This window comes from Pseudomonas fluorescens (assembly GCF_005938625.1).
Lineage (GTDB): Bacteria > Pseudomonadota > Gammaproteobacteria > Pseudomonadales > Pseudomonadaceae > Aquipseudomonas > Aquipseudomonas fluorescens_BD.
In genome coordinates, this window is the sequence record NZ_VCNJ01000023.1 from 69813 (window position 1) to 86474 (window position 16662).

The 16662-nt window shown below is 60.1% G+C and carries 20 protein-coding genes; 13 read left to right on the top strand and 7 right to left on the bottom strand.

Annotated features, from left to right (window positions below; all coding sequences use genetic code 11):
* The first annotated feature begins 3 nt into the window (after window positions 1-3).
* The 3 genes from FGA82_RS14875 to FGA82_RS14885 all read left to right on the top strand — a co-directional run bounded on the left by FGA82_RS14875 (window position 4) and on the right by FGA82_RS14885 (window position 2161).
* Window positions 4-846 carry an ABC transporter permease gene (locus tag FGA82_RS14875; protein ID WP_141127644.1) on the top strand — a complete coding sequence of 281 codons (843 nt, stop codon included), beginning with the start codon at window positions 4-6 and terminating at the stop codon, window positions 844-846.
* 28 nt (window positions 847-874) lie between these two features.
* The gene (locus FGA82_RS14880) at window positions 875-1555 is read left to right on the top strand and encodes an SOS response-associated peptidase (RefSeq protein WP_141127645.1); all 681 of its coding nucleotides are present in this window, start codon (window positions 875-877) and stop codon (window positions 1553-1555) included.
* Between the two features lie 333 nt (window positions 1556-1888).
* Complete coding sequence (locus tag FGA82_RS14885; protein WP_141127646.1) at window positions 1889-2161, top strand: hypothetical protein; 273 nt, start codon at window positions 1889-1891, stop codon at window positions 2159-2161.
* Window positions 2162-2208: 47 nt separating this feature from the next.
* Here the strand turns inward: FGA82_RS14885 and FGA82_RS32110 are convergent, their stop codons facing one another.
* Genes FGA82_RS32110 through FGA82_RS14895 form a run of 3 tightly spaced genes read right to left on the bottom strand, consistent with a single transcriptional unit; the run spans window position 2209 to window position 3418 of the window.
* Window positions 2209-2355: a hypothetical protein gene (locus tag FGA82_RS32110; RefSeq protein WP_171057291.1), complete on the bottom strand. Its 147-nt coding sequence runs from the start codon at window positions 2353-2355 to the stop codon at window positions 2209-2211.
* Between the two features lie 53 nt (window positions 2356-2408).
* Entirely contained in the window at window positions 2409-2720 is a 312-nt protein-coding gene (locus FGA82_RS14890; RefSeq protein ID WP_171057292.1) for an AzlD domain-containing protein, read from the bottom strand.
* Entirely contained in the window at window positions 2720-3418 is a 699-nt protein-coding gene (locus tag FGA82_RS14895) for an AzlC family ABC transporter permease (RefSeq protein WP_141127648.1), read from the bottom strand. Before FGA82_RS14895 ends, FGA82_RS14890 begins: the two co-directional genes overlap by 1 nt.
* Before the next feature lie 186 nt (window positions 3419-3604).
* Here FGA82_RS14895 and FGA82_RS14900 point away from each other — a divergent pair, with 186 nt between their 5' ends.
* A complete protein-coding gene (locus FGA82_RS14900; RefSeq protein WP_141127649.1) occupies window positions 3605-3979 on the top strand; it encodes a DUF2784 domain-containing protein in 375 nt (124 codons plus the stop codon).
* On the opposite strand, the gene FGA82_RS14905 is transcribed toward FGA82_RS14900, so the two are convergent.
* Complete coding sequence (locus tag FGA82_RS14905; protein WP_141127650.1) at window positions 3980-4507, bottom strand: DUF3087 domain-containing protein; 528 nt, start codon at window positions 4505-4507, stop codon at window positions 3980-3982. It abuts the gene before it with no gap.
* 224 nt (window positions 4508-4731) lie between these two features.
* On the opposite strand from FGA82_RS14905, the gene ppnN reads away from it, so the two are divergent.
* Window positions 4732-6105 (top strand): nucleotide 5'-monophosphate nucleosidase PpnN, encoded by a 1374-nt coding sequence (gene ppnN, locus FGA82_RS14910; RefSeq protein ID WP_105704980.1) that lies wholly within the window; start codon window positions 4732-4734, stop codon window positions 6103-6105.
* A gap of 205 nt (window positions 6106-6310) precedes the next feature.
* Here the strand turns inward: ppnN and FGA82_RS14915 are convergent, their stop codons facing one another.
* Window positions 6311-7705 (bottom strand): FAD/NAD(P)-binding protein, encoded by a 1395-nt coding sequence (locus tag FGA82_RS14915; protein ID WP_141127651.1) that lies wholly within the window; start codon window positions 7703-7705, stop codon window positions 6311-6313.
* On the bottom strand, window positions 7706-8269 hold the full coding sequence (locus FGA82_RS14920; protein WP_141127652.1) for a helix-turn-helix domain-containing protein: 564 nt from the start codon (window positions 8267-8269) through the stop codon (window positions 7706-7708).
* 85 nt (window positions 8270-8354) lie between these two features.
* Between FGA82_RS14920 and FGA82_RS14925 the strand changes: the two genes are divergently transcribed.
* From FGA82_RS14925 to FGA82_RS14955, 7 genes are all read left to right on the top strand, one after another.
* Entirely contained in the window at window positions 8355-9290 is a 936-nt protein-coding gene (locus tag FGA82_RS14925; RefSeq protein ID WP_141127653.1) for a DMT family transporter, read from the top strand.
* Between the two features lie 245 nt (window positions 9291-9535).
* Complete coding sequence (locus FGA82_RS14930; protein WP_141127654.1) at window positions 9536-12454, top strand: monovalent cation/H+ antiporter subunit A; 2919 nt, start codon at window positions 9536-9538, stop codon at window positions 12452-12454.
* Window positions 12454-12798, top strand: coding sequence for a Na+/H+ antiporter subunit C (locus FGA82_RS14935; RefSeq protein ID WP_007910763.1), 345 nt, complete (start codon window positions 12454-12456; stop codon window positions 12796-12798). The genes FGA82_RS14930 and FGA82_RS14935 overlap by 1 nt, the downstream gene beginning before the upstream one ends.
* On the top strand, window positions 12795-14474 hold the full coding sequence (locus FGA82_RS14940; RefSeq protein WP_141127655.1) for a monovalent cation/H+ antiporter subunit D: 1680 nt from the start codon (window positions 12795-12797) through the stop codon (window positions 14472-14474). Before FGA82_RS14935 ends, FGA82_RS14940 begins: the two co-directional genes overlap by 4 nt.
* Window positions 14471-14959 (top strand): Na+/H+ antiporter subunit E, encoded by a 489-nt coding sequence (locus tag FGA82_RS14945; protein ID WP_141127656.1) that lies wholly within the window; start codon window positions 14471-14473, stop codon window positions 14957-14959. The genes FGA82_RS14940 and FGA82_RS14945 overlap by 4 nt, the downstream gene beginning before the upstream one ends.
* Window positions 14956-15234, top strand: coding sequence for a K+/H+ antiporter subunit F (locus FGA82_RS14950; protein WP_007910754.1), 279 nt, complete (start codon window positions 14956-14958; stop codon window positions 15232-15234). Before FGA82_RS14945 ends, FGA82_RS14950 begins: the two co-directional genes overlap by 4 nt.
* A complete protein-coding gene (locus FGA82_RS14955) occupies window positions 15231-15593 on the top strand; it encodes a Na+/H+ antiporter subunit G (RefSeq protein WP_122600082.1) in 363 nt (120 codons plus the stop codon). Before FGA82_RS14950 ends, FGA82_RS14955 begins: the two co-directional genes overlap by 4 nt.
* 96 nt (window positions 15594-15689) lie before the next feature.
* Here FGA82_RS14955 and FGA82_RS14960 read toward each other — a convergent pair whose 3' ends face one another.
* Window positions 15690-16130, bottom strand: a complete 441-nt coding sequence (locus FGA82_RS14960; RefSeq protein WP_141127657.1) for a DUF3995 domain-containing protein — start codon at window positions 16128-16130, stop codon at window positions 15690-15692.
* 94 nt (window positions 16131-16224) lie between these two features.
* On the opposite strand from FGA82_RS14960, the gene FGA82_RS14965 reads away from it, so the two are divergent.
* Window positions 16225-16614 (top strand): DUF2946 domain-containing protein, encoded by a 390-nt coding sequence (locus FGA82_RS14965; RefSeq protein WP_141127658.1) that lies wholly within the window; start codon window positions 16225-16227, stop codon window positions 16612-16614.
* Window positions 16615-16662: the final 48 nt, after the last annotated feature.

Consider the following 16662-nt stretch of genomic DNA (forward strand, 5'->3'; position numbering starts at 1 on the left):
ACCATGACCACTCACAGCAAAGACCTGCCCGCGTCACTTGTGGTGTCGCGACAGCGCCCAGCAGGTTTCAGTCCGACATGGCAGCGCCGCTGCAAAGGCCTGGCCCTGCCGCTGCTGATCATCGTTGCACTGGAAACTATCGTCCGCCTCGGTTGGCTGCCGTCCTACCAGATGCCGGCACCGAGCGAGATCGCCGTGACCCTCACCGACCTTGCTGAGGGTGCGCTGTGGAAACACATCGGCGCCAGTCTGATTCGCGTACTGCTGGGTTTTGCCATTGGCGCCAGTCTGGCGCTGGTGTTTGCTGCCTGGGTTGGCTTGAGCCGCGAAGCCGAGGCCTATCTGGAACCGACCTTTGCGGCGCTGCGCTCCATTCCGAGCCTGGCCTGGGTGCCGCTGCTGCTGTTGTGGCTGGGCATCGACGAGACGTCGAAAATCGTTCTGATCGCCATCGGCGCGTTCTTTCCGGTGTATGTAAATGTCGTCGCAGCCATTCGCAACATTGATCGCAAACTGGTCGAAGTTGGTCGCATCTATGGCTTCAGTCGCTTGCAATTGGTGCGACGAATCTTGCTGCCAGCCGCCCTGCCCGGCCTGTTCACCGGATTGCGCAGTGGCATGAGCCTGGCGTGGATGTTTCTCGTCGCGGCGGAGTTGATCGCGGCCACCAAGGGGCTTGGCTATCTGCTCAGTGACGGCCGGGAAACCTCGCGGCCGGACATCGTGCTGGCTGCGATCATCGTGCTCGCCTTGCTCGGTAAATTCAGCGATAGCTTGCTGGCCATGCTCGAACGCCGCTGGCTGAACTGGCGTGACACGTTCACCGGCCAGGACGCCAGCGACTAAGCTGAACTCTCCAACCGGAGATCGGCCCATGTGCGGAAGACTCTCGCAGTACCGTGGCATTCATGACTTCGTCGCGGTGCTGAGCATTCCCGACGCGTTGATCAATCACGTCGGCGACGCGCCACTCGATCGCTACAACGCGGCGCCGACCACCGCGCTGGCCGTCCTTCATCAACAAGGACAACACCTGCATGCCGACAATCTGCGCTGGGGCTGGCGCCCGCATTGGGCCAAGGATCGTCCGCCACCGATCAATGCCCGGGTCGAGAAAGTCGCCCATGGCCCTTTCTTTCGAGGGATCTGGCGACATCGTTTGATTGTGCCCGTGGACAACTGGTTTGAATGGGTCGATAGCGCAGACAAAACACGACAACCCTGGCTGATCCGTCGCGCGGATCACGAAGCGGTTTTCTGCGCAGCCATCGGACAATTTCCGACAGCCGAAACGCCAGCTCGGGATGACGACGGTTTCGTGATTATCACCGCCGATGCCGTCGGCGGCATGCTCGATATCCATGATCGCCGACCAGTAGTGTTTCGCGCAGAGCTGGTGCATGAATGGCTGGATCCTGCGACTCCCGTTGAGCGTGCCGAGCAAATGCTGCTGTTCGAAGGTGAACGCAGCGAAATGTTCGAATGGCATAAAGTCGGCAAAGCCGTCGGTAACGTACGCAATCAGGGTGCCAGTTTGATTATTCGGCAAACTTAAACATTTGCCGACTTCACGCGTTTATCAATGTAGGAGCTGCCGAAGGCTGCGAACTTTTGACTTCTTGTTTTCTCAGAATCGAAAGATCGCAGCCTTCAGCAGCGCCTACAGGTGACGCATGGTCGTTACAACAACTGTTTCATCTTTGAGACGCTGCAAATAAAACACACGTTCGAATGAACTAACCGCCTGTCTGACATTTCAACCGTCATACATACATTTATATGCACTACGGCTAGCATGCGCGCCGCATTTCCATTTGGTATACCAGTTGACCAAAGAGTCAACAAACCAGGAACCCCCTAACGTCTACAAGCCTTGCAGAGAAATAAGTTGCGCGACGATTTTGCAATCAAACAGGTCAGCGGCCTGGAGTGTATTTATCTGTCGATGACAGAACGCTTTGAACTCGACTGTTTTATCGGCCACTACATCAAGACCCGAAACCTGCGTTCCGTACCCGATATAGACCGTATCTTGCGCACCACCCTCGAAGCGTATCCCGGCCACCCACCGGTGATGGTCAACGAGCTGAATGCGTGGATTGACCGAACCTTGGGATATCGGGCCACACACCCCGATTTCACGCAGTTGGACGATCTCTGAAACCACAAAAAAGCCCCGCACTTGCGGGGCTTTTTCGTAAAAGTCACTCAAAACTTGCGATCAGGATCGGAAAGCTCTCGGCCATCATCGTGCTTCCAGGTCTGTTCCTTGTGCTTTTCACGCTCTATTTCTTCTTGCGTTGGTTCGTCCGTATCTTCGTCATCCGTGTCTGGATGGTTTTTCTCAGTCGCCATGTGCACCTCCCGCTATCAGTAACCCTTCATCACTAAAGCGTAGAACAGACAACTTACAGCCACCAGCGCAGCAAGAAGAAGAACCCCATGCTCAACAACATGCTGAGCAAAGTACTGCGCGTGTAGATCACCAGTGCGATCGCCACCAGCGAACTAAGCAGATACGGATTGTCCCACTGCAGATTCAATTGTTTGTCGGGCATGAAGACAATCGGCCCGCAGATCGCAGTGAGCATCCCCGGTACTGCAAACCCGAGAAACTGTCGCGCATTGCTGCTCAGACGTACTGGCAAACGCGGCTCGAGAAACACGTAGCGATTGAGAAACACCAACAGCCCCATGCCAAAAATCACCGCCCAAACCATCATGTACGCTCCCGATACAGCTTGTTGCAGATAAACCCTGCGGTCATTCCGGCCAGCCCGGACAACACCAGGGCCGAGCCCCATTGCCAGTAACTGAACAGCACCGAACAAAACAGCGACACCGCCACACACACCACCGTCGGTACGTTACGCACCACCGGCGTGATCAACGCGATAAACGTGGAGGCAATCGAAAAATCCAGTCCCAAGTGCTCAAGCCCGGGAATGCTGCTGCCGAGGACAATGCCGGCGAGGGTGAACAGATTCCACGCGATGTAGAAAGTCAAACCGACGCCCAGCGCATACCAGCGGTTGAACTGCTGGCGATCATGTTGACTGGTCAGCGCAAACAACTCATCGGTGAGCAAAAAGCCCAGACCTATGCGCCAGCGCCCCGGCAGCGGCGAAATCACCGAACGCATGCTCATGCCATACAGCAGGTGCTGCGACGTCAGCAGCAGCGTGGTCAACAGAATCGAAAAAATCCCCGCGCCGCCCTTGAGCATGCCGATCGCCACCAATTGCGCCGCCCCGGCAAACACAATGCTCGACAAGCCTTGGCCTTGCAGCGGCGTGAGATTGGCTTCGATCGCCATGGAGCCGGCCAGCAGCCCCCAAGGCGCGGTGGCCAGAGACAACGGCATGATTGCCGCAGCGCCGCGAAGGAACGCACTGCGCGGCATAAGAGAATCAGACATAAACGTTCTTCAACCAGGAAAACGGTCGAAGACTGTGCCAGCCATTTCGCCTTTTTGGCTTGAACAATCTTGCGCACTTGTGGGAAATCGGCCGGATGCGCGCGCAATTCGCTGATTTTCGCACTGACCTTTGATCTCCTGACCGGCGTAACATAGCGCCATTCACAATTGCGTCAGGGAGACGACATGCTGTACCGAATCGCAGCCGACGGGCTGGTGCTGTTCCACTTGTGCTTCATTTTGTTCGTGCTGTTTGGCGGGCTGCTGGTGCTCAAATGGCCGCGATTGATGTGGCTGCATTTGCCGGCTGCCGCCTGGGGCGTGGCTGTCGAGGTGCTGCACTTGACCTGCCCGCTGACCTACTGGGAAAACCTCATGCGCCACGCTGCCGGGCTGACCGAATACGCGGGCGGCTTCATCGAGCATTACATCTGGCCGATCATCTACCCAGCCGGGCTCACCCCGCAGATTCAACTGGCGCTCGGCAGCGTGGTACTGGCGGTGAACCTGCTGGTATATGGCCGCTTGATCCGTTCGTGGAAGCTGCGTCGAGCGCTGTAATCAGCGCGACGTCGGCTTCAAGGCTCCGAGCCAGGCCGGATCCAGGCGCGTCTGCTCGGTATCGAGTCCCAGCGCCTGCATCCGTTCCTTGTGCGCTTCGGCTTCGTGCCACAGTTGCCCATGATCGCTGGAGTTACCGTCCAGTTCATGCATCTGCGTCAACCCAAGATGATAGAAACGCAGCACTTTCATGGCCGTCGGATCGTTCTGCTCCACCGCCGCAGTGACCTGATGCATCACATTGGTGATGCTCATCAGACTGCGCTTGAGGCGCCAGCTATACACCGCTGGCGCCATCCAGCTCTGATTCCAGAAGCGCCCGCGCAGTAACGCAGCCGTCAGCAGAAACGCGACAAACACCCCACCGACATTGAAGCGCAGGTTATCGCCGCCAGGCTCGCCGAACAGCGCCACCGCCACGCTGGAAAACAGCATCGCCAGCACCAAGAACAGCACGGCGATGATGATCGTGCTGCGTCGGGTCTGCTGGCGAAAGGTGGCGGCGTCCATCGGCTGAATCTCGAACATCACAAATGACTTCCTTGAGCGACAAAAGGGCTAACTGAAAAAACCGGCCGGCGCATTATCGCCTCTAGCGCGGATTTAGCTATGCTGGGGCTCCTTTTCATCTTTTCAGCGTCCAACGGGGACATGGCGGTACAGCGCAGATCGTGCCATCTTCATTCATGGATACACACTATTCGGATGCCATTCGCCTGGTTTTGGGATGACATCGTTTTAAGGATCATTGCATGACCCAACGACACGTAATCAATGCCTCGGTCAGCCCGAAAGGCAGCCTGGAAACCCTTTCTCAACGTGAAGTTCAGCAACTGAGCGAAGCCGGATCCGGCAGCACCTACACCCTCTTCCGCCAGTGCGCCCTGGCCATCCTCAACACCGGCGCCCATGTCGATAACGCCAAGACCATCCTCGAAGCCTACAAGGACTTCGAAATCCGCATTCACCAACAGGATCGCGGCGTACGCCTGGAGCTGCTGAACGCTCCGGCCGACGCCTTCGTCGACGGCGAAATGATCGCCAGCACTCGCGAAATGCTCTTCAGCGCCCTGCGCGACATTGTCTACACCGAAAACGAACTCGACAGCCAACGCATCGACCTGACCACCTCGCAGGGCATCAGCGACTACGTTTTCCACCTGCTGCGTAACGCGCGCACCCTACGCCCGGGTGTCGAGCCGAAGATCGTCGTGTGCTGGGGCGGCCACTCGATCAACACCGAAGAATACAAATACACCAAGAAAGTCGGCCACGAACTGGGCCTGCGCAGCCTCGACATCTGCACCGGTTGCGGCCCCGGCGTGATGAAAGGCCCGATGAAAGGCGCAACCATCGCCCACGCCAAACAGCGTATCCACGGCGGGCGTTATCTGGGTCTGACCGAGCCGGGCATCATCGCCGCCGAAGCGCCGAACCCGATCGTCAACGAGCTGGTTATCCTGCCGGACATCGAAAAACGTCTGGAAGCGTTCGTCCGTGTTGGCCACGGCATCATTATCTTCCCGGGCGGCGCGGGTACGGCTGAAGAGTTCCTCTATCTGCTCGGCATCCTCATGCACCCGGACAACGCAGGCCTGCCGTTCCCGGTAATCCTTACCGGGCCGAAACATGCCGCGCCGTATCTGGAGCAGCTCGACGCCTTCGTCACCGCGACCCTCGGCGAAGCAGCCAAGCAGCACTACGAAATCATCATCGACGACCCGGCCGAAGTGGCGCGGCAGATGACCCAAGGGCTGAAAGCGGTGAAGCAGTTCCGTCGCGAGCGCAACGATGCGTTCCACTTCAACTGGCTGCTGAAAATCGACGAAGGCTTCCAGCGTCCGTTCGATCCGACCCACGAGAACATGGCCAACCTGAAACTGCACCGCGACCAGCCACCGCACGAACTGGCGGCCAACCTGCGTCGGGCGTTCTCCGGGATCGTTGCCGGCAACGTCAAGGACAAGGGCATTCGTCTGATCGAAGAACACGGGCCTTACCAGATCCGTGGTGATGCGGCGATCATGCAACCGCTCGACGCGCTGCTCAAAGCCTTCGTCGCCCAGCACCGGATGAAACTGCCGGGTGGCGCGGCGTATGTGCCGTGTTATCGAGTGGTGGCGTAACCTTTAAGCCATCACACAATCCATGTGGGAGCTGGCTTGCCATCGATAGCGGTCTTCCAGTCAACAGAGGTGTTGAATCAGATGACCCCTTCGCGAGCAAGCTTGCTCCCACAGGTTCTGTGGCGTGGCACAAATGGTGTTTACAACCTGAATCCCTGTGGGAGCGAGCCTGCTCGCGAAGAGGCCCGATAGAACACCATCAACCTCATCCCACCAACCGCGCCGCCAACGCCTTGGCCTGCAACGCCACATCCGTCACCGCCGTACTCTCCCACCACATCCCGCGCAACGGCGGCCCCATCGCAAACAAGCGGTCAGCCGCATGCCCCTCGGCATCCAGCACCGCACCGTCCACTGCCGCCGCAATTCCCAACGCCAATGGCCCCGACTGCACCAGACCGCGTGCAAGCACCTGCTGCGGCAACGGTCGCGCCACCCGGCGCCAGTCGTATTCGATGCCACTGGAATTGATCAACGCAGCGCCCTGCACGACGCACGTTTCAGACTCCCCGCGACGCCGAACACGAATGCTCACGCCACCTTCCGGGCTCGGCTCCAGCCCTTTGAAAGAAGCTGCCTGAATGCGCAATCGCCCTTTTTTATAAAGACGCTCAACCAGCGCCGCACTCAACGGCGGCGAACGGTGGTGATGACTTTCCCACCACGGCCGCACATGCCGTACGAATTGTCGACGCTGCCTGTCAGTCGCCTGACTCCACAACCGAGCGATGTGCACGCGAACCGTGTCCAGCGGCGCCTGCCAATCGATGCCTTGTGCCATGGCTGCATGGCATTGCCGACGCAATTCGCGCAATAACTGCCGCGGTGTGCGCAGGCTGTGATCGTTGCCAAGAAAGTCCACCCAAACCGGCGGTTGCCGGCGCACGTGAGGCAACAAACCATGCCGCGAAAACACTTCAATCGGCCCGCGATGCCCGGCCTGTTCCAACGACACCACGGCATCGACCATGGTCAGGCCGGAACCGATGATCAGCACGGTGGATTGCGGATCGAGCTGGCGCATGGCCGCAACATCCCAGGGATCGAGGGCGGCGGCGTTGAGGCCACTGGAAGCTTTCTGCGGGGTTCGTGCTGCGGGGAACATACCGGTTGCCAGCACCGCGCAGGCTCCGTGCAATGATTGCCCATCGCTCAGTGTGAGCTGCACCGAACCGGTATCGACTTGCAGATCGACGACCTCCGCGCGGATGTGCTCAGCGCTCGAGCCATTTTGCATTCCGGCAATGCGCGCTTCGGCCAGACGCTGCTGCACATAAACGCCGAACAATCCACGCGGTGGAAACAGTTCGCTGACCGGTACATTCTGCTCGGCCGATTCAGGCCAGCCACCGCCGGCAATGTGCTCGGTAAGCCATTGCGTCAGATCATCAGGATTATCCGGATCGACGCTCATTCGCGCGGCGTTGCCGTTGAGCGTGTGACCCAACTCGACCGCGCTGTAGGCCTCGCCCCTTCCCAACTCAGCACGCGGTTCAATGATCAGAGTCTTGCGCCGGCCTGGCAGACGCAACAATTGCACTGCCAGCATCGTGCCGCTGAGGCCACCGCCGATAATCAGGATGTCTGCGCTCTGACTCATTCAAATCACCACATTGCGAACAAACCGCACCGCAACATCCCCATCATTGCGATAGGAGTGCGGTTGATTGCTGGCAAACATAAAGAACTCCCCAGTGCCGATGTGCTGCGGCTGGTCGCCGAGCATCAGCGTCAGGCAACCTTCAAAGACGAAAATCTGCTCGCTCCAGCCCTCGGCATCCGCTTGCGACGGATAGACCTCACCGGGTTGCAGGCACCATTCCCATTGCTCGACTTCGCGGGTCGCCGTGGCTTTGGAGAGCAACACCGCTTTACTGCCCGGGTGGGTTCCTGCCCAGGCCACCTCGTTGATGCGGCTCGGATCACGCGCATCCGGCGCCTGAATCAGATCGCTGAACGCCACATCAAGCGCCTCGGCGACGCGGTCGAGAGTGGTCAGGCTGACGTTCTTTTCACCCGCCTCGATCGCCACCAGCATGCGCCGGCTGACCCCGGATTTTTCCGCCAGCGCAGTCTGGCTCATGTCGGCGGCATGCCGTAGACGCCGCACATTCAGGCTAACGTGTTGCAGGACGGACGCCCGTTGAGTTGAATCTTTGTGCACTATATTGCTCACTCGGTGAGGTTGGGCAGTATACTGCGCAACGTTGGGCGCATTGTGCGGCCTCCTTTTTATAGTGCGCAAGGTCATGACGTCGCAGAACAGCTCCCCCACTCCCCTTCGTTTCTCTCGTTTCAGCAAAGCCGAGTGCGTGCTGGTACTGATCACCATGGTCTGGGGCGGCACCTTCCTGCTGGTTCAGCATGCGATGACGGTCAGCGGACCGATGTTTTTCGTGGGTCTGCGCTTCGCCGCTGCGGCGGCCATCGTCGCGCTGTTCTCATGGCGGCATTTGCGCGAACTGACACTGTTCGAACTCAAGGCTGGGGCCTTCATCGGCGTGGCGATCATGCTCGGTTACGGCTTGCAGACGGTCGGTTTGCAAACGATCCCGAGCAGTCAGTCGGCGTTCATCACCGCGCTGTACGTGCCGTTCGTACCGTTGCTGCAATGGCTGGTGCTGGGACGGCGGCCGGGGCTAATGCCGAGCATCGGCATCATGCTGGCGTTTACCGGGTTGATGCTGCTGTCGGGGCCGTCCGGGGCTGCGCTGAATTTCAGTCCGGGTGAAATCGCCACGCTGATCAGCGCCATCGCCATTGCCGCCGAAATCATTCTGATCAGCACCTATGCCGGCCAGGTCGATGTGCGCCGGGTGACCGTTGTGCAACTGGCAACGACGTCCGTGCTGTCGTTCCTGTTGGTGGTGCCGACCGGTGAAGCCATTCCGGATTTTTCCTGGACCCTGCTGGTAACCGCGCTGGGGCTGGGCGCAGCGAGTGCGGCGATTCAGGTAGCGATGAACTGGGCGCAGAAGAGTGTCTCGCCAACTCGGGCAACGCTGATCTACGCGGGTGAGCCGGTGTGGGCCGGGATTGTCGGGCGGATTGCCGGGGAGCGCTTGCCGGCGATTGCGTTGGTGGGCGCAGGGTTGATTGTGGCGGCGGTGATTGTCAGTGAGTTGAAGACCAAGGGTAAGGTTGCTGAAGCAGAAGTTGAGCTGGAGCGAGAAGCGCAGGGTTAATCCCAACATCTTCAGCGTCTGACCCGACGCTTTCGCGAGCAGGCTCGCTCCCACATTTTGAAATACATTCCAATGTGGGAGCGAGCCTGTTCGCGAAAGGGCCATCTGCCACAACGTCATCGCCCTGAAACAATGCCAAACAGAAAATTCCAGACTACTTTGTAGGATTCTGAGACATCCTGGCGTTTGGTGATCGGGGAGCTGGCACGTATGATGCTTCACAAACTTCCGCAGATTAGAAGCCTATGTCCCTGATAGTTCTACTGCTTCTGCCATTCATTGGCAGCTGTCTGGCAGCGGTGCTGCCTCACAACGCGCGTAATACCGAATCCCTGCTGGCAGGCCTGGTCGCTTTGATCGGCACCGTCCAGGTCGCGATGTTGTACCCGCAAATTGCCCACGGCGGCGTGATCCGCGAAGAATTCATGTGGCTGCCCAGCCTCGGCCTGAACTTCGTCCTGCGCATGGACGGTTTCGCCTGGTTGTTCTCCATGCTGGTGCTCGGCATCGGCACCCTCGTCTCTCTCTATGCGCGTTATTACATGTCGCCGGACGATCCGGTGCCGCGCTTCTTCGCGTTTTTCCTAGCGTTCATGGGCGCCATGCTCGGTCTGGTGATCTCCGGCAACCTGATCCAGATCGTGTTTTTCTGGGAGCTGACCAGTCTCTTCTCGTTCCTGCTGATCGGCTATTGGCACCACCGCGCCGACGCCCGTCGCGGTGCTTATATGGCGCTGATGGTCACCGGTGCCGGCGGACTATGCCTGCTGGCGGGGGTCATGATTCTCGGCCATGTCGTCGGCAGCTATGACCTCGACAAGGTCCTGGCCGCCGGCGACATGATTCGTGCACACGCCCTCTACCCTATTCTTTTACCCCTCATTCTTATCGGCGCACTCAGCAAAAGTGCGCAGTTCCCCTTCCACTTCTGGCTGCCCCATGCGATGGCGGCGCCGACACCCGTCTCCGCCTATCTGCACTCTGCCACCATGGTCAAGGCCGGGGTTTTCCTGCTTGCGCGCCTGTGGCCGTCGCTGTCAGGCAGTGAAGAATGGTTCTACATCGTCAGCGGGGCCGGCGCGTGTACGCTGTTGCTCGGCGCCTATTGCGCGATGTTCCAGAACGACCTCAAGGGTCTGCTCGCTTACTCGACTATCAGCCATCTCGGCTTGATCACCCTGTTGCTGGGCCTGAACAGTCCGCTGGCTGCCGTGGCGGCGGTGTTCCACATACTCAACCACGCGACCTTCAAAGCCTCGCTGTTCATGGCCGCAGGCATCATCGACCACGAAAGCGGCACCCGCGATATCCGCAAGCTCAGCGGCCTGATCAAACTGATTCCCTTCACCGCGACGCTGGCCATGGTTGCCAGCGCCTCGATGGCAGGCGTGCCATTGCTTAACGGTTTCCTGTCGAAAGAGATGTTCTTCGCCGAGACCGTGTTCATCAATGCCACAGCGTGGGTCGAAGCGGCGTTGCCGATTGTTGCGACCATCGCCGGTACGTTCAGCGTTGCCTACTCGCTGCGTTTCACCGTCGATGTGTTCTTCGGTCCGCCGGCCACCGACCTGCCGCACACCCCGCACGAGCCACCGCGCTGGATGCGTGCCCCGGTCGAGTTGCTGGTGTTCACTTGCTTGCTGGTGGGGATTTTCCCCGCGCAGATCGTCGGCCCGTTGCTTGCCGCTGCTGCGTTGCCAGTCGTTGGCGGCACCTTGCCGGAATACAGCCTGGCGATCTGGCACGGCCTCAACGCACCAATGATCATGAGCCTGATCGCCATGTCCGGCGGCATCGTCGTCTATCTGTTGCTGCGCAATCAGCTCAAGCGCGGACGCTTCAAATACCCGCCACTGGTAGGCCGTTTCAACGGCAAGCGCCTGTTCGAGCGCAGCCTCGTGGTGATGATGCGCCTGGCCCGGCGCCTCGAGCGGCGACTCGGCACCAAGCGTCTGCAGATGCAATTGTTCCTGATGGTATTGGCGGCGGTGCTCGCCGGTCTGATCCCGATGTTGCACAGCAGCCTGAGCTGGGGCGACCGGCCGAAAATTCCCGGCTCGATCGTCTTCGTGACCCTGTGGCTGCTGGCGATTACCTGCGCCCTCGGCGCCGCGTGGCAGGCCAAGTATCACCGTCTGGCGGCCCTGACCATGGTCAGCGTCTGCGGTTTGATGACCTGCGTCACCTTTGTCTGGTTTTCCGCGCCGGATCTGGCCCTGACGCAACTGGCGGTCGAAGTGGTCACCACCGTGCTGATCCTGCTCGGCCTGCGCTGGTTGCCGCGCCGTATCGAAGAAGTCTCGCCACTGCCAGGCAGCCTGCGCAAGGCGCGCATTCGTCGTCTGCGCGACTTGCTGCTGTCGATTGCCGTCGGTGGCGGTATGGCGCTGCTGTCCTACGCGATGCTGACGCGGCAGACACCGAACGACATTTCCTCGTTCTATCTCAGCCGCGCCATGCCCGAGGGTGGCGGCAGCAACGTGGTCAACGTGATGCTGGTGGACTTCCGCGGCTTCGATACCCTCGGTGAAATCACCGTACTGGTCGCCGTGGCCCTGACCGTGTTCGCCCTTCTACGGCGTTTCCGCCCCCCGAAAGAAAGCCTGCAACTGCCAGCTCAGCAACGCCTGCTGGCGCCGGACGTGGTCACCGATCTGGTCAACCCGCGCTCGGCCAGCGACACCGCGCTCGGTTTCATGATGGTGCCGGCGGTGCTGGTGCGTCTGCTGCTGCCGATTGCTCTGGTGGTGTCGTTCTACCTGTTCATGCGTGGGCACAACCAGCCGGGCGGTGGTTTCGTCGCCGGGTTGGTGATGTCGGTGGCGTTCATCCTGCAATACATGGTCGCCGGAACGCAGTGGGTCGAGGCGCAAATGAGCCTGCGGCCGCTGCGCTGGATGGGCACCGGATTACTCTTCGCCACCGCCACCGGGCTGGGCGCGATGCTGGTCGGTTATCCGTTCCTGACCACGCATACCTGGCATTTCAGCTTGCCACTGCTGGGTGACATACATATCGCCAGCGCATTGTTCTTCGACATTGGCGTGTACGGCGTGGTGGTCGGCTCGACGCTGTTGATCCTCACTGCCCTCGCCCACCAATCGGTGCGGGGTCACAAGACCGCATCGCTGCCCAAGTCCGTCGCCACCAAGGGAGCCGTCTGATGGAAGAAGTCATCGCAATCGCCATCGGCGTGCTCGCCGCGTCCGGTGTCTGGCTGATCCTGCGGCCACGGACGTTCCAGGTGGTTATGGGCCTGTGCCTGCTTTCGTATGGCGTCAACCTGTTCATCTTCAGCATGGGCAGCCTGTTCATCGGCAAGGAGCCGGTGATCAAGGATGGCGTGACCCAGGACTTGCTGCACTACACCGACCCGCTGCCACAGGCACTGGTACTCACCGCAATCGTCATCAGCTTCGCTATGACCGCGTTGTTCCTCGTCGTGCTGCTCGCCTCGCGCGGCTTGACCGGCACCGACCACGTCGATGGCCGGGAGCCTAAAGAATGATGGCGATGACTCACCTGATCGCCGCACCGATCCTGCTGCCGCTGCTGACCGCCGCCATCATGCTGATGCTCGGTGAACGGCACCGGCCGCTGAAGGCGAAAATCAACCTGTTCTCCAGCCTCGTCGGCCTGTTCATTTCGGTGCTGTTGCTGCAATGGACGCAAACCACGGGCGTGCCCGGTTCCATTGGCGTTTACCTGCCGGGCAACTGGCAGGCGCCGTTCGGCATTGTGCTGGTGGTCGATCGGCTGTCGGCGCTGATGCTGGTGCTGACCGGGATCATCGGCGTCAGCGCCCTGCTGTTTGCCATGGCCCGTTGGGATGGCGCGGGTTCGAGTTTCCACGCGCTGTTCCAGATTCAGTTGATGGGCCTTTACGGCGCGTTCCTGACGGCGGATCTGTTCAACCTGTTCGTGTTCTTCGAAGTGCTGCTCGCCGCGTCTTATGGGTTGCTGTTGCATGGATCGGGTCGGGCGCGGGTCTCGTCGGGGCTGCATTACATCTCGATCAACCTGCTGGCCTCGTCGCTGTTTCTGATCGGCGCGGCACTGATTTACGGTGTTACCGGCACCTTGAACATGGCCGATCTGGCGCTGAAGATTCCGCTGGTACCTGAAGCCGACCGTGGCTTGCTGCACGCCGGTGCGGGGATTCTCGCCGTCGCGTTCCTGGCCAAGGCCGGTATGTGGCCGCTGAACTTCTGGCTAGTGCCCGCTTACTCTTCGGCCAGTGCACCGGTGGCGGCGATGTTCGCGATCATGACCAAGGTCGGCGTGTACACGTTGCTGCGTCTGTGGACGCTACTGTTTTCCGGGCAGGCCGGGGCCTCCGCGTTCTTCGGTGGCGACTGGCTGATCTATGGCGGCATGGCGACCATGGTCTGCGCCGGGCTGGCGATTCTCGCCGCGCAACGCCTGGAGCGCATGGCCAGCCTGAGCATTCTGGTGTCGGCGGGGATTCTGCTGTCCGCCGTCGGTTTCGCCCAGCCGAACCTGATCGGCGCAGCGCTGTTCTATCTGGTCAGCTCGACTCTGGCGTTGAGTGCACTGTTCCTGCTGGCCGAGTTGATCGAGCGTTCGCGCTCGGCCAACGAGATCCCGCTGGAAGACGAAAGCGAACTGCTGCCGCGCCCGCAGGAATCCCTGCAGCCACCCAAAGGCATCAACCTCGATGACGAGCAGAAAGCCGTGGTCGGTCAGGTCATTCCGTGGACCATGGCGTTTCTCGGCCTGAGCTTCATTGCTTGCGCCCTGCTGATCATTGGCATGCCGCCGCTGTCGGGCTTCATCGGCAAACTGAGCCTGATCGGGGCATTGCTCAATCCGCTGGGCATAGGCACCGGTGCGCCGATTTCCAACGCAGCATGGGCGTTGCTGGCACTGCTGATCCTCACCGGGCTGGCGTCGCTGATGGCGTTCTCACGCCTCGGTATCCAGCGCTTCTGGACGCCCGAAGAGCGCCCTTCGCCGCTGCTGCGCAAACTAGAATGCGCGCCGATCTTCCTGTTGCTGGGGCTGAGCATCGTCCTGACCTTCAAGGCTGAACCGCTGCTGCGTTACACCCAAGCCACCGCCGAGGCGCTGAATAATCCGCAGCAATACGTGATGGCGGTACTGGGCACCCGTGCGGTACCGAGCCCGGAAGCCAAGTCGGTGATGCTGGAGGTGCAGCCATGAAGCGTGTATTTCCTGCTCCGTTGTTGTCGCTGGCACTGTGCGTCTTGTGGCTGACCCTGAACCTGTCGATCAGCCCGGGCAATCTGCTGCTCGGCGCGATACTGGGTTTTGCTGCACCGTTGATGATGCGCAAACTGCGTCCGAAACAGGTACGCATTCGCCGCCCTGGAACGATCCTGCGCCTGTTCCTGCTCGTGGGCCGTGACGTGGTGACGTCCAACCTGATCGTTGCGTGGGGCGTGCTCAACGCGAGTCGTCGCCCGCCGCGTTCAGGCTTTGTCAAAGTGCCACTGGACTTACGCGATGCTCACGGCCTGGCGACGCTAGCAATGATCTGCACGGTAGTGCCCGGCACGGTTTGGTCGGAGCTGTCGCTGGATCGCAGCATTCTGTTGCTGCACGTCTGGGATCTGGATGACGAAGCGCAGTTCATCGAGCACTTCAAGAGCACCTACGAGCGGCCGTTGATGGAGATTTTCGAATGAGCCCATTACTGTCGAACGCGATTCTGCTGACGCTGTTCCTGTTCTCGCTGGCGATGGTGCTGACGCTGGTGCGCCTGTTCAAAGGCCCGTCGGCGCAGGATCGAGTCTTGGCGCTGGATTACCTGTACATCGTCGCGATGCTGATGATGCTGACTCTGGGCATTCGTTATTCCAGTGACACTTACTTCGAAGCGGCGCTGCTGATTGCGCTGTTCGGCTTCGTCGGCTCGTTTGCCTTGGCGAAGTTCCTGCTACGTGGCGAGGTGATCGAATGAATGCTGAATTGTCGCTGTGGGTCGAGATTCCGGTGGCGATCCTGCTGGTACTCAGCGGTCTGTTCGCGTTGATCGGTGCGATCGGGTTATTGCGCATGAAGGATTATTTCCAGCGCATGCACCCGCCGGCACTTGCTTCAACGCTGGGCGCGTGGTGTGTGGCGCTGGCTTCGATCATCTGCTTTTCGGCGCTGAAGTCCGGGCCGGTGGTGCATGCCTGGCTGATTCCGATTCTGCTCGCGATCACCGTGCCGGTGACTACTTTGCTGCTGGCGCGGGCGGCGTTGTTCCGCAAGCGCATGGCTGGGGATGATGTGCCGGCTGAGGTCAGTAGCCGCCGGACCGAAAGCGGTAGCTGAACCGTTAAAAGATCGCAGCCTTCGGCAGCTCCTACATTGGAATGCGCTCCCCCCTGTAGGAGTTGCCGAAGGCTGCGATCTTTTGATCTTGCTTTTCTAGACCCAAGCCACCGCCAACAACCCCACCCCCAACACCGCACACAACGGCGAATACACCCAGGTGTCCAGCCGCGCAAACCGTGAACCTTTCACATCCTTGAAAAACCCCACCAGATGCGAATCACCAATCGCCCTGGCAAACATCAACAGTGCAATCGCGCTGATCACCCATTGCAGCGCCTTGTGCGTCACCGCCGGCACTCCCCAGCCAACCCGCATGCACACCAATGCCGCAATCACCAGCAACGCCGCCGCCACGATCAACGTGAGCCAGCCCGAAGGCTTGAAGGCCGGCCGCACCGATGCGACAAATCCGCGCACCGGCACCTGCGGTACCACCACCGCTGCCGCCCACTGTCCACCCAACGCCCAATACACGTGCATCAAGGCGATTACCGCAAACGTTGTCACCAGCCATTGAGCCAACACAAAGGTCATGGTTGAAATCCTTGGAAAGGGATTTGAACAAATCATCCTAGTCGGATTTTTTTCAAGTGCACGACCGATCAGCGGTACGGTAAAGTGCCGCCCCATGAAATTCTCCCGTTCCGATCGCTCACTGCTGGCCTGGATGCTTTATTGCTGCGTCCTGTTCAACGTGTTCGCCTGCAGCATCGGTCACGGACAAATGATCGGCATGCAGCTCAACGGCATCGGCGGCCAGTTCTGTACAGTCGACCCGGCCACCCAAGCGCCACTCGCCAGCAATCCCACCGAAGAACAACTGCCAACCCTGTCCAAGGCCTTCGGCTGCCCGTTGTGCTCGGTCGGCGGCGGCATGGGCCCCGCGTTCAATTCCAGCCTGACACTGGCAATCCTGCCGGAACAGCACAGCCCGCCGCTGGCGCCGATTGTCAGCGCTGACCTCCCTGCTCGCTTCACCTGGCCTTCGGCCAACCCCCGCGCCCCTCCGCTCGCCTGAGTGTCTCTGCCTTTTTGATTTGTCAGCCCACTGCGCCAACGCGCGGCG